This window comes from Herbidospora daliensis (assembly GCF_001570585.1).
Classification (GTDB): Bacteria; Actinomycetota; Actinomycetes; order Streptosporangiales; family Streptosporangiaceae; genus Herbidospora; species Herbidospora daliensis.
Genome location: NZ_BBXF01000008.1, coordinates 238,715 through 251,102, shown reverse-complemented (window position 1 = coordinate 251,102; position 12,388 = coordinate 238,715). Strand labels below are relative to the sequence as shown.

At 70.2% G+C, this 12,388-nt stretch carries 14 protein-coding genes; 9 read left to right on the top strand and 5 right to left on the bottom strand.

What is annotated here, in order from left to right; translation table 11 throughout:
- Positions 1-23 precede the first annotated feature (23 nt).
- On the top strand, positions 24-464 hold the full coding sequence (locus AW274_RS33815; protein ID WP_062441408.1) for a sterol carrier family protein: 441 nt from the start codon (positions 24-26) through the stop codon (positions 462-464).
- Here AW274_RS33815 and AW274_RS33810 read toward each other — a convergent pair.
- Positions 461-1,120, bottom strand: coding sequence for a hypothetical protein (locus tag AW274_RS33810; RefSeq protein ID WP_062441403.1), 660 nt, complete (start codon positions 1,118-1,120; stop codon positions 461-463). The genes AW274_RS33815 and AW274_RS33810 overlap by 4 nt on opposite strands.
- Positions 1,121-1,248: 128 nt before the next feature.
- On the opposite strand from AW274_RS33810, the gene purF reads away from it, so the two are divergent.
- Positions 1,249-2,685, top strand: a complete 1,437-nt coding sequence (purF, locus tag AW274_RS33805) for an amidophosphoribosyltransferase (RefSeq protein WP_062441400.1) — start codon at positions 1,249-1,251, stop codon at positions 2,683-2,685.
- Positions 2,682-3,707, top strand: a complete 1,026-nt coding sequence (purM, locus tag AW274_RS33800; protein ID WP_062441396.1) for a phosphoribosylformylglycinamidine cyclo-ligase — start codon at positions 2,682-2,684, stop codon at positions 3,705-3,707. The genes purF and purM overlap by 4 nt, the downstream gene beginning before the upstream one ends.
- A 217-nt stretch (positions 3,708-3,924) precedes the next feature.
- On the opposite strand, the gene AW274_RS33795 is transcribed toward purM, so the two are convergent.
- On the bottom strand, positions 3,925-4,161 hold the full coding sequence (locus AW274_RS33795) for a DUF3073 domain-containing protein (protein WP_062441392.1): 237 nt from the start codon (positions 4,159-4,161) through the stop codon (positions 3,925-3,927).
- Between the two features lie 152 nt (positions 4,162-4,313).
- Complete coding sequence (locus AW274_RS33790) at positions 4,314-5,399, bottom strand: Leu/Phe/Val dehydrogenase (protein ID WP_062441387.1); 1,086 nt, start codon at positions 5,397-5,399, stop codon at positions 4,314-4,316.
- Positions 5,400-5,527: 128 nt separating this feature from the next.
- On the opposite strand from AW274_RS33790, the gene AW274_RS33785 reads away from it, so the two are divergent.
- From AW274_RS33785 to AW274_RS33760, 6 genes are all read left to right on the top strand, one after another.
- On the top strand, positions 5,528-6,394 hold the full coding sequence (locus AW274_RS33785; RefSeq protein WP_062441382.1) for a DUF8083 family protein: 867 nt from the start codon (positions 5,528-5,530) through the stop codon (positions 6,392-6,394).
- A 322-nt stretch (positions 6,395-6,716) separates the two neighbouring features.
- The gene (gene bldC / locus AW274_RS33780; protein ID WP_013133571.1) at positions 6,717-6,920 is read left to right on the top strand and encodes a developmental transcriptional regulator BldC; all 204 of its coding nucleotides are present in this window, start codon (positions 6,717-6,719) and stop codon (positions 6,918-6,920) included.
- 247 nt (positions 6,921-7,167) lie between these two features.
- A complete protein-coding gene (locus AW274_RS33775) occupies positions 7,168-8,265 on the top strand; it encodes a LacI family DNA-binding transcriptional regulator (protein WP_062441379.1) in 1,098 nt (365 codons plus the stop codon).
- A 79-nt stretch (positions 8,266-8,344) separates the two neighbouring features.
- Positions 8,345-8,584: a hypothetical protein gene (locus AW274_RS33770; protein WP_062441374.1), complete on the top strand. Its 240-nt coding sequence runs from the start codon at positions 8,345-8,347 to the stop codon at positions 8,582-8,584.
- Between the two features lie 93 nt (positions 8,585-8,677).
- The gene (locus tag AW274_RS33765) at positions 8,678-9,496 is read left to right on the top strand and encodes an N-acetylmuramoyl-L-alanine amidase (protein ID WP_062441371.1); all 819 of its coding nucleotides are present in this window, start codon (positions 8,678-8,680) and stop codon (positions 9,494-9,496) included.
- A 15-nt stretch (positions 9,497-9,511) separates the two neighbouring features.
- Complete coding sequence (locus AW274_RS33760) at positions 9,512-11,083, top strand: beta-N-acetylhexosaminidase (protein ID WP_062441504.1); 1,572 nt, start codon at positions 9,512-9,514, stop codon at positions 11,081-11,083.
- Here AW274_RS33760 and AW274_RS33755 read toward each other — a convergent pair.
- Together AW274_RS33755 and AW274_RS42400 are read right to left on the bottom strand one after the other, a co-directional pair.
- Positions 11,054-12,055: a quinone-dependent dihydroorotate dehydrogenase gene (locus AW274_RS33755; protein ID WP_232320609.1), complete on the bottom strand. Its 1,002-nt coding sequence runs from the start codon at positions 12,053-12,055 to the stop codon at positions 11,054-11,056. The genes AW274_RS33760 and AW274_RS33755 overlap by 30 nt on opposite strands.
- Complete coding sequence (locus tag AW274_RS42400) at positions 11,976-12,386, bottom strand: STAS domain-containing protein (protein WP_157520886.1); 411 nt, start codon at positions 12,384-12,386, stop codon at positions 11,976-11,978. Before AW274_RS42400 ends, AW274_RS33755 begins: the two co-directional genes overlap by 80 nt.
- Positions 12,387-12,388: the final 2 nt, after the last annotated feature.

Here is a 12,388-nt window from a genome sequence, read left to right as displayed (position 1 = left end):
TCCCCACGCGCCACAATGGGCACATGCCGCCCCGCCGCCAGGATCCCGCGCGCGTCCGCGCCGCTCTCGACGTCCAGCTGGCAGATCTGGGCCTGCCGCCGTTCGACGGCCCCGACCAGGACGCGGGTCCCGCAGTGGTGTCGGCGGTGCTGACGGCGTACGGCCGGGAGACGGCGCCCCGGCGCGAGGCGCTGGGCGCGGCCGTGCGGTTCCTGCTCGACGAGCTCGTGGCGAAGGCGCCCGGCCGGACCGTCGAGGTGCGGGTGCCGCCGTTCGCGGCCGTGCAGTGCGTCGAGGGGCCCCGGCACACCCGGGGCACCCCGCCCAACGTGGTCGAGACCGACCCCCGCACCTGGATCGCGCTCGCCACCGGCCGGGAGAACTGGCCGGCGGCGGTCGCCGACGGGCGGGTCAGGGCGAGCGGCGGCCGGGCCGACCTGTCGCCCTACCTCCCGATCTTCTAGTAGCCGCCCTCCGAGACCGGCGCGTTGATCTTCCGCTGGACGCACTGCTGCGACGACTCCTGCGTCGGGTGCAGCCGGGTGTCGAAGCACTCGGCGAGGTTGTTCTTGTTGGCCCAGTTGACCACCACGCCGATGATGATCGCCCCGATCACCAGCGTCAGGATGCTCAGGATCAGGCCGACGACGGCGCGCCCCTTGTTCGACCGCTTCGCTATCGCGATGACGCCGACGATCACACCGGCCACCGCGACCAGCAGCCCGAGGCCGCAGACCAGCAGCAGCACGATCGCCAGGATGCCCAGCACCAGCGCGGCCGTGCCCAGCCCGCCCTTGGCGGCGGGCCGGTCGCCGTACGGCGCCGACGGGTAGGGCGCCTGCGGGTAGGAGGCCGGCTGGTAGGGCGAGCCCTGCGGCGCTCCGTAGGGCGGCTGGGAAGACGGCTGAGGAGGCTGCTCCGAGGGCGGCTGCGCCCCGTAAGGCGGATTCTCCGGCCGGCTCGGGTCGGGCCCGAGGGAGCCGCCCGGGTGTTGCTGGGCGCTGAAGACGGCGGTGTCCTCGGCGTCCGGCGACGGCCTGCCCGGGGCCTGTTCGGGCGGAACGTCCCAGGGCATCTGCCGCTTGGGCGGGTCGTCCCTCGGCTCGTCAGGAGTGGTCATGTTCCTGTCACTTCCCCTATGAGACCGGGGGTACGGCGGCCGACACGGCAAAGCGCTGGTGATCATTTCGTCGGCTTGAGCCCACCCGGGGGTCCGAGCAGCCAAGAGGCCGAAATAGACTCAAGCATGTGCTGAAGGGCGACGGCCATCTGAGCCATGACCTTGACCCCCTCGACCAAGGCCCGAAAGACGCCTGTGGCGTCTTCGGCGTCTGGGCTCCGGGGGAGGACGTCTCCAAACTCACCTACTACGGGCTGTACGCGTTGCAGCACCGCGGGCAGGAGTCCGCGGGCATCGCGGTCAGCGAGGGCAGCCGCATCCTCGTCTACAAAGACATGGGCCTGGTGGCCCAGGTCTTCGACGAGTCGATTCTCGGCACCCTCAAGGGACACCTGGCCATCGGCCACTGCCGCTACTCCACGACCGGTTCGAGTGTGTGGGAGAACGCGCAGCCCACACTGAGCTCGACCGACGTGGGCGGTCTCGCGCTGGCCCACAACGGCAACCTGATCAACACCGGGGAGCTCGCCGAGCGGGTGGCCCCCGGCACCACCAGGGCCACCACCGACACCGAGATCCTCACCGCGATCCTGGCCAAAGACCGCGACGAGCCGATCGACGACGCGGCGGCCCGCCTGCTCCCGGCGGTGCGCGGCGCCTACTCACTCGTCTTCATGGACGAGAAGACGCTCTACGCGGCCCGCGACCCCCAGGGCATCCGTCCGCTCGTCCTGGGGCGTCTGGAGCGCGGCTGGGTGGTGGCCTCCGAGACGGCGGCCCTCGACATCGTCGGCGCGACGTTCGTGCGCGAGGTCGAGCCCGGTGAGCTCCTCACCATCGACGAGCGCGGGGTCAAGTCGCAGCGGTTCGCCCCGGCCGACCCCAAGGGCTGCCTGTTCGAGTACGTCTACCTGGCCCGCCCCGACACCACGATCGCCGGGCGCGGCGTCCAGGCCACCCGGGTCGAGGTCGGCCGCCGCCTGGCCAGGGAACACCCGGTCGACGCCGACCTGGTGATCCCGACCCCCGAGTCGGGCACCCCGGCCGCGATCGGCTACGCCGAGCAGAGCGGCATCCCCTACGGCCAGGGCCTGGTGAAGAACTCCTACGTCGGCCGGACCTTCATCCAGCCGTCCCAGACGATCCGCCAGCTCGGCATCCGGCTGAAGCTGAACCCGCTGAAGGAGATCGTCCAGGGCAAACGCCTGGTGGTGGTCGACGACACGATCGTGCGCGGCAACACCCAGCGGGCGATCGTGAAGATGCTGCGCGAGGCCGGGGCGACCGAGGTCCACGTGCGCATCTCGGCCCCGCCGGTGGCCTGGCCCTGCTTCTACGGCATCGACTTCGCCACCCGCGCCGAGCTCCTGGCCGGGTCGATGGACGTCGAGGAGATCCGCGAGCACCTGGGCGCCGACTCCCTCGGCTACATCTCGATGGAGGGCCTCACCGAGGCCACCACCATCCCGGCCCAGAAGCTCTGCCGCGCCTGCTTCGACGGCAGCTACCCCATCCCGATCGACCAGGACAAGGTCGGCAAGTACGTCCTGGAGGCCCGCGCATGACCTCGTACGCCGCCGCCGGTGTCGACATCGAGGCCGGTGACCGCGCCGTCCAGCTGATGAAGTCGAAGGTGGCCCGGTCGCGGCGCCCCGAGGTGGTCGACGACGCCAGCGGGTTCGCCGGCCTGTTCGACGTGTCGGCGCTGCTGAAGTTCCGCCGGCCGCTGCTGGCGACCTCGACCGACGGGGTCGGCACCAAGGTCATGCTGGCGTCCAAGCTCGGCAAGCACGACACGATCGGGATCGACCTGGTCGGCATGGTCGTCGACGACCTGGTCGTCTGCGGCGCCGAGCCGCTGTTCATGACCGACTACATCGCCTGCGGCAAGGTGGTGCCCGAGCGCATCGCCGAGATCGTCGGCGGCGTCGCCGAGGGGTGCCGCCAGGCCGGCTGCGCCCTGGTCGGCGGCGAGACCGCCGAACACCCGGGCGCGATGGGCCCCGACGAGTACGACCTCGCGGGCGCCGGCACGGGCGTGGTCGAGGCCGACGAGCTCCTCGGCCCCGACCGGGTCCGCGCGGGTGACGTGGTTCTGGCCATGGCGTCATCCGGGGTCCACTCCAACGGCTACTCCCTGGTCCGCCACATCATCAAGACGGCGGGTCTCGATCTCGACTCCCCGATCGCCGAGTTCGGCCGGACCCTGGGCGAGGAACTGCTCGAACCCACCCGGATCTACTCGCTCGACTGCCTGGCCCTGATGCGCCACGTGCCGGTCCGGGCCTACGCCCACATCACCGGCGGCGGCCTGACCGCCAACCTGGCCCGTTCGCTGCCCGGGAGTGTCGACGCGGTCCTCGACCGCTCGTCGTGGACGGTCCCGCCGGTCTTCACCGTCCTCGGCGAGGCCGGGAAGGTCGCGCAGGCCGAGCTCGACAAGACCTTCAACCTGGGCGTCGGCATGGCCGCGATCGTCCCGGCCGAAGAGGCCGACAAGGCGCTGGAACTGCTCGCCACGCGCGGCGTGCCGTCGTGGGTGCTCGGCGAGATCGTGCCGGGCTCGGGCGAAGCGCGATACCGCTGATCACCACGCCGAAGAGCCCGGCGGGCGGCCGCCGGGCTCGGAGAAACACGAAAGGCCGCCTGGTGGTTGGTTGCCACCGGGCGGCGCTCTCGGTCTCGTATGGAAATGACTGTATGCACTCCGGTCACCCGGAGCGCGGGACCCTCACGAGGTCGCGCGGAAAACACCCGGCGTGGCGAACCGCGCCGGGCGTGATCAACGCTGGGTCAGGTGCCGCTCAACGACGGCCCCCGGATGAGGAGTCGTCCTCATCATCCTCGTCATCGACGTTGGCGTAGTCGGCGTACCGCTCGGCCAACTCGTCATAAGGGTCGGGTTCGTCTGTGCGGTCGGAATCGACAGGCTCCTCGACTCCGAGCTCCGCGCGCAGGCGCTCAAGATCGGTGCCGCCGCTGTTGTACTTCAGCTGGCGGGCAACCTTGACCTGCTTGGCCTTGGCTCGGCCGCGCCCCATTGGCTCGACCCCCTCATGCGGGGTCGTGCCCGACCCCTCGTCGCTAACGCACCACGCACTGACGTCACCTGACTTTGGACGTCAGCCAATTCGTTCGCCTACAACCGTACCTGTTTTGCGCCCCGCTCGGTACGCCGTATGCGCGTCGGCGGTCACCGGCCCAGCCAAATACCCCTAAGCCGCCCGACTTCCGACATTCTGCGCTCCGCCAGCCTATCTGCTGCGACGGCCGGTGGAACGCCTTCGTCATCGGCGATGGCGAAGATTTTCAGGGTCGTGTCGAAGATCTGACCCGCCCGCGCTCTCGCCCTGTCCATGTCGAATCCGGCGATCTCATCAGCGACCTGGATCACTCCCCCCGAATTCACCACGTAGTCGGGGGCGTAGAGGATGCCTCGGTCGGCGAGTTGCTTCTCGACGCCGGGGTGGGCGAGCTGGTTGTTGGCCCCGCCGCAGACGATCTTCGCCTGGAGCTCGGCCACGGCCGTGTCGTCGAGCGCGCCGCCGAGGGCGCAGGGGGCGTACACGTCGAGATCGCTGCTCTTCAGGGCCGCGGCGTCGGCGACGGCCTCGACCTGGGGGTGGCGCTGCCGGACGCGGTCGACCGCGCGTTCGTCGACGTCGCAGACGACGACCTCGCCGCCCTCGTCGAGAATGTGTTCCACCAGCCGGTGACCCACCTTGCCGACCCCCTCGACGCCCACCCGGCGGCCGCGCAGGGAGGTCTCGCCGAAGGCGTGCCGGGCGGCGGCGCGCATGCCCTGGTAGACGCCGTAGGCGGTGAGGATCGAGCTGTCGCCGGCCCCGCCGTTGGCCGGGGTGCGGCCGGTGACGTAGGAGCACTCGCGGGCGATGAGGTCCATGTCCTCGCTGTAGGTGCCCACGTCACAGGCGGTGTAGTAGCGCCCGCCGAGCGACTGGACGAACTTGCCGTAGGCGCGCAGCAGGGCCTCGGACTTGTCGGTCGCGGGATCGCCGATGATCACCGCTTTGCCGCCGCCGTGGTCGAGGCCGGCGAGCGCGTTCTTGTACGCCATCGCCCGCGACAGATTGAGCACGTCGGCCAGCGCGGCGGATTCGTCCGGGTAGGGATAGAAACGTGTTCCACCCAGGCCGGGGCCGAGGGCGGTGTTGTGGATGGCGATGATCGCGTAGAGGCCGGACTTGTCGTCGGCGCAGAACACGACCTGTTCGTGACGGGTCTGATCCTTGTGGGAAAGCCCGAAGACGTCGGTCACTTTGGTGACTCCTGATCGTCTCTGTCCGCCGCCCCGTTGCGGCGGTTACACCTTCCAGCGTAGCGACGATCATGGATTACGGAACGCCGCCCAATGCGTGACGCGGCGTGGCATGGCACGATGCCGTTGTGCTGCCCTACGCCGCGTATCTCCGCGTCTATGAGCCGCTGAGCGCCTTCTCCGAGCAGGAACGCCTTCGGTGGAACGCCTATGCCCAGAATCCGCGGCGGCCCCGCCGTGCGGGCGCCCTCGCGGTGGAGCACGAGGAGTCGGTACGCCGGCTGTTGCGGGTCCCACCCGCCCCGGCGCCGGCGGCGGAGAGTCACAACGCCTATCTGCGCCGGGTCGACGGCGTCCTCTACGTCTGCCCGTGGCAGACCCGGCTGCGGTCGTGGCTGGCGTTCGCCTCGTGGCGGGGCAGCCTGCCGACCAAGCTGGCCAACCGGTTCGTCCCCCCGCCGGTCGCGGAGCACACGGCCGACGAGTTCGACGCCTTCAAGCGCGGCGAACCCTCGCTGCGCACCCACATCATGACCAGCACCTGGCACGTGCCGACGCCCTGGTTCGTACCGTTCGATTCGGCCGAGCGCTGGCTCGTGCTGCGCGGTGAGCAGGAGCCCGAGTCGTCGACCGGCGTGACCATGGCCCCGGCCAGGAACATGCTCTACGTCACCTCGATGGCCCAGGCCAGGAAGCGGGTGGCCCGCGCCCTGGTGGTCATCCGCCGGCACGTGGGCGACGTCGACACCCTCACCGACGTCGAGGAAGTGGGCCGCTGGCTGGAGGAGTTCCACCCCCATTCCCTGGTCGAGCTCGATTACGGCGGCATCGTCCACCTCATGGACGACGAGACCCTGCAGGCCGACCAGTCGGTCGCCGAGCTGGCGGCCGCTCTCACGGGTTTGGACAACGGTCAGGAAGAACTTGCCTTCGCCATGTACCAGCGGGTGATCCTCCGCTGGCGGTCGGTGCAGAGCCTCGAATCGGCTAACTGACCGTAATCACGCGACGCTGACCTGCAACATTGGGTCAGGAGATGCGCGATCTCACAACTGCGAACTGAGTAGTTTGCCGTTTTCACTGCGATACCACGAAACGTGTCGCTAGAATCACCGAGCGTGACATCAACACGTGGTCGAGACGTTGTGCCCAGAGGGCTCGCCAATCGCGCTACGTGGCTGTATGGTCACATCGGGTGATGCCGCAAATGGTCCGTGAAACCGCACGTTATGGATCATTGAGGGACATCCCGTGACAAGCGCAGATATAAGTCGCAGGATCGCTGTCGCCGGTCCACACGGAGGAGAGGCCGCACAAATGTCAGCTCGTACACCCGAGGCAGAGCCACTGCTCACCCCGGCGGAGGTCGCAACGATGTTCCGGGTCGACCCCAAGACCGTCACGCGGTGGGCGAAGGCCGGCAAGTTGACGTCCATCCGCACGCTCGGTGGGCACCGGCGTTACCGGGAGACCGAGGTGAGGGCGCTGCTGGCGGGGATTCCGCAGCAGCGTTCGGAGTAACGCAGCGGGGGGTCGCAACCACGAGGGGGATGGCGCGCTCGCGTGAGTGAGCGCGTCCAACAGCCGCACACCTGCAGTAGGGGTGTGGAAAGGCGCCGCCCGCCCGGCGCCAACCCCCACCGGTTCGGTGGCCCCTCCCGCTTCGTCCTGACAGCTTTCTCAAGGATCGAGACAAGTCGGCCGTACCTTATTCGGCTCTCGATCGTTCTTCTTGGCAGGTGCACATCCGCGCATCGTGGGGAGAACCATGTCAGGACCGTCCATGCAGACCACTGCCCGGCGCGACATCGCGGTACCCGGACCTACCGGACTCGACGGATTCAGTCCACGGCCACGGCCGACGATTCGCAACGTAGCCGAGCGCGCGGGCGTCTCTAAGTCCCTGGTCTCGCTGGTCCTTCGCGGCTCACCTCATGTGAGCGAACATCGCCGGGAGGCGGTTCTGCAGGCGGCCAGGGAGCTGGGATACCGGCCCAACGCCGTCGCCCGCAGTCTCGTCGAAGGCCGCACACATCTGGTCGGCGCCCTCGTCGCCGACCTCCACAACCCGTTCTACGCCGAGTTCCTCGACGGCCTCCAGGAGAGCCTCCACGGTGAGGGCCTGCGGCTGCTCATCGGCTCCGGCCGCTTCGACCCGGCGTTCGAGGACGAAGCCGTCGAGGCCTTCCTCGAACTGCGCGTCGACGGGCTGGTGCTGCTGGGCGTCGCCCCGTCCAGCGACACGCTGGCCGAGGCCGCCGCCTACACGCCCACCGTCGTCGTCGGTGAACGCGACGTCGACCTCGAGAGCGTCGACATCGTCGTCGACGACGACCAGCTCGGCGCGCGTCTCGCGGTCGACCATCTCGTCGAGCTCGGACACCGCCGGATCGCCCACATCGAAGGCGCCCCGTCCTCCGCGGCCCGCTGCCGCTGCGAGGGCTACCTGGTGGCCATGCGCCGCCACGCGCTGGCGCCGTACATCATGGTCGAGCACGGCGACTTCACCGAGGAGGGCGGCCGCCGCGCGGCGCTGGCCCTGCTCGAGCGCGAGCCCCGGCCGACCGCCATCTTCGCCGCCAACGACGTCGTCGCCCTGGGGGTACTCACCGCCGCCAGCGAACTCGGGCTGCGGGTCCCCGAAGACCTGTCGGTCGTCGGCTACGACAACACCCACCTGGCCGCCGTCCACCACATCTCGCTGACCTCGGTCGACCAGCCGCGCCGCGCGATGGGCCGCTCGGCCGCCGCGCTGCTCAGCGACCGGATCTCCGAGCCCGGCAAGAACTCCCGGCTGCGTCAGGTGACGCCGCAGCTGATCACCCGCCGCAGCACTGGGCCCGCGCCAAAGGATTCCCAAAGCTAGGTCAACCGGTCCGGCGTCGGGTCACGGTCCGTGTTGACTCGGGCCACGACGCCGGACGGTGAAGATCTGGGGGAATTCAATGCGTGATCCTGAGTTGGTCTCCTGTGCCCAGCGCGCGGCGGCCGAACTCGAACGGGCCTGGGGCCACTGGCGCCACTCCCGGGGCCGCGCCGAGGCGGGCGACGAGTCCGTCGCCAGCTACGTGGCGCATTCGATCGACCACCCGTGGGGCCGTCCCCGGGTCGTCCTCGGTCTCGACGCCGAGGAGGCCCGCGAACTGGCGGCCCTGCTGCAGATCCAGAACCTGGGCTCTGGGTGAATCGCATCCTTTACCCACATAACGGCCAGGTCACGGCCAGGGAACGCGTAGGTTGGGTGTTCGTACTGCCCGCCTGCGAGAGGAACCTCCGTGATGAAGACTCGTCCGGCGCTCGCCGCCGCCGCTCTGGCCGTGTTCGGTCTGGGAACCGCCGCGTGCGGTGGCGGGGTGGCCGCGGGTGCCGAGTCTGCCCCGGCCGCCGTTCAGAAGAACACCGCTGAAGCGGTCGCCGCCCCCGCGCAGGCTCCCGCGAAACCGCTCGCGGGCAAGGTCGTCGTCATCGACCCGGGTCACAACGGCGGCAACTACAAGCGCCCCGACGTGATCAACAAGCAGGTCGACGTGCTCACGCAGAAGAAGGCCTGCGACACGACCGGCACCGCGACCAACGACGGCTACTCCGAGGCCGCGTTCACCTGGGACGTCTCGGTCCGCCTCGCCAAGCTGCTGCGGGCCGAGGGCGCCACGGTCAAGCTGACCCGTGACAACAACACGGGCGTCGGGCCGTGCATCACCCAGCGCGCCGCGATCGGCAACAAGGCCAAGGCCGACCTGGCGATCTCGATCCACGCCGACGGCGCGGGCGCCGGCAGCCACGGCTTCCACGTCATCATGCCGAAGAAGATCAACGGCCCGGTCGACCCCGTGGTCGGCAAGTCGGCCAAGCTCGGCCTCGCCGTGCGCGACGCCGTGAAGAAGCAGACCGGCATGCCCTACGCCAACTACATCGGCAAGAACGCCCTCGACTACCGCTCCGACCTGGGCGGGCTGAACCTGTCGACGGTGCCGAAGATCTTCATCGAGTCGGGCAACATGCGCAACGCCGGCGACGCCGCGAAGATGAAGAGCGCCAAGTGGCGTCAGGAGCTCGCCCAGGCGCTGGCGGGCAGCTTCCAGACCTACCTGAAGTAGCCCATGATCGAGGGCATGCGCGACTTCCTGCCTGCCCCCCGGTCCGTCGAACCCCTCCCGGGCGCGTTCCCGCTCGCGCCCGGTTTCGGCGTCGGCGGAGACCTCGCCGAGCCGGTCCGGCGGGCGCTCGCGGCCCTCGGCCCCGTCGCGGGCGACCACCCTGTTTCGGTACGCCGCCACGGCGCCCCCGAGTCGTCCACCCTGACCGTGACGGCCGACGGCGTCGAGATCGTGGCGGGCGACGCCGCGGGCGCCTTCTACGCCGCGCAGACCCTGCGCCAGCTGCTCCCCCACGACGCCTTCCGCGCCGTTTCGCCGCTTTCGGCATATGACGTCCCCTGCGTGCGTGTGGAGGACGCTCCGGCGCTCTCGTGGCGCGGCGCGCACCTCGACGTCTCCCGGCACTTCCTGCCCAAGCACGACGTGCTGCGGATGATCGACCTGCTGGCGATGCACAAGCTCAACCGGCTGCACCTCCACCTGGCCGACGACCAGGGCTGGCGGGTCGAGTCGCGGGCCTATCCGCGCCTGCACGAGATCGGCTCCCACCGCGCCCAGACCATCACCTCGCGCAAGGGCGAGCCCCAGACGTACGACGCGACCCCCCACGGCGGCTTCTACACGCTCGACGATCTGCGGGAGATCGCGGCCTATGCCCGGGAAAGGGCGGTCACGGTCGTGCCGGAGATCGACGTTCCGGGCCACGCGTCGGCCATCCTGGCCGCCTACCCCGAGTTCGGCGCCGACCCGGCCCAGCGGCACCTGGTGCTGGAGCGGTGGGGCATCTCCCCCGCGATCCTCGCCCCGCTGCCGAAGACGATCGACTTCCTGGCCGCCGTCGTCGACGAGATCCTCGGCGCGCTCGGCGACACCCCGTTCTTCCACATCGGCGGCGACGAGTGCGTGCTCGACGCCTGGGCCGCGTCCACCGAGATCACCGCCTTCCAGCGGGCTCAGGGCCTGGCCACGCCGGGCGACCTGCACGCCTGGTTCCTGCGGCAGCTGGCCGACCTGCTGGCCCAGCGGGGCAGCCGCGCGGTGGTGTGGGACGAGGCGTTCGTCAGCGGCATGTTGCGCGCGGACACGATCGTGATGCCCTGGCGGGGCATGAACGTCGCCCGGCGGGCCGCCGCCGCGGGGCACGACGTGGTCCTCACGCCGGTGTTCCCGCTCTACTTCGACTACGCCGAGGCCGCCTCGGCCGACGAACCGGCCGCGCTGGGCGAGACGATCACCGTGGCCGACGTCGCGGCCTTCGACGTCTCGGGGTACCCGGGCGCGCAGTTCCAGTTGTGGTCGGAGCACATCCCCGACGCCCGCACCCTCGACTACAAGGCGTGGCCCCGGGGCTGCGCCATGGCCGAGATCGCCTGGACGGGCCGCCCGGCGGCGCCGGACTTCCCGGGCCGCCTGGAGCACCATCTCGGCCGGCTCGACGCCGTGGGCGTCAACTACCGCCCGCTCGACGGCCCCCGGCCCTGGCAGCGCTCACGGCCCCACACACCGGGCCGCAACGACGTGGCCGCCGTCATGCGCCATCTCGACGAGCTGACGCTGTCAGCCGACTCGACCCGCCCGAGCATGTAGGTCGCGTACCGAGGAAAGACCGTGGCGACGCAGGCGGCGGGACAACTGCCGGTTGATGGTCGAGGCCCACAGCGGGCCGCCGTAGATCAGGCCGGTGTAGCCCTGGACCAGCGTGGCGCCGGCCAGCAGGCGCTCCCAGACGTCGTCGACGTCTTCGACGCCGCCGACCGAGACCAGAACCAGTCGGTCGCCGACCTTGGCGTGGAGGCGGCGCAGCACCTCAAGCGACCGGTCTTTCAGCGGACGGCCCGACAGGCCCCCGGTCTCGGTGCTGGCGACGCCCGCGCGGCTGATCGTGGTGTTGGTCGCGATGATGCCGGCCAGGCCCAGCTCGGCGGCGAGCTCGGCGACCTCGTCGACGTCCTCGTCGGCCAGGTCAGGGGCGATCTTCACCAGCAGCGGGGTGCGGCCCGCGACCGCCTTGACCTCGGTCAGCAGCGGGCGCAGCAGGTCGACCGCCTGCAGGTTGCGCAGGCCCGGCGTGTTGGGCGAGGAGACGTTGACGACCAGGTAGTCGGCCAGCCCGGCGAGCACCCTGGCGCTGGCGACGTAGTCGCGGGTCGCCTCCTCCTCGGGCACGACCTTGGTCTTGCCGATGTTCACGCCGACCACCGCGGGCACCCCGCGCACCCGCTTCAACCGGCGGGCGGCCATCTTGGCGCCCTCGTTGTTGAAGCCCATCCGGTTGATGATCGCCTTCTCCGGGACCAGCCGGAACAGGCGCGGGCGGGCATTGCCGGGCTGAGCGTGGGCCGTGATCGTGCCGACCTCGACGTGGCCGAAGCCCAGCGCGCTCAGCGCCGGGACGCACTCGGCGTTCTTGTCGAACCCGGCCGCGAGCCCGAACGGCGTCGGGAAGTGCACCCCGAACGCCTGGACCCGCAGGGACTCGTCACGGGGGGCCAGGACGGCGTGGAGGATCCGTTTCACGACCGGCAGGACCGACAGGGTCGCCAGCAGTCGAATCGTCAGATGGTGGATCTTCTCCGCGTCGGTACGGCGCAGGACCCACGTGAAGAACATTCGGTACGACATCACCGGCCAGCGTATCCACTTCGAGGTACCGGTCGAAGTCGAGCAGCCGCAGCAGCCGGAGCACCCCCTCGGGCGGGTTCGCGAAGGAGACCCGCCCGCGGGCCCTGCGGTGCGCCCAGAGCAGGGTCCGGGCGCCCGCGACGTCGATGAACGTCACCTTGGCCAGGTCGAGCCGCAGATGCGCGGCCCGGCCGGCCCTCCAGACGGCGCGGCGGAGTTCCACGGCGCCGAAGACGTCGAGATCACCTTGCAGGATGATCGTGGTCATCA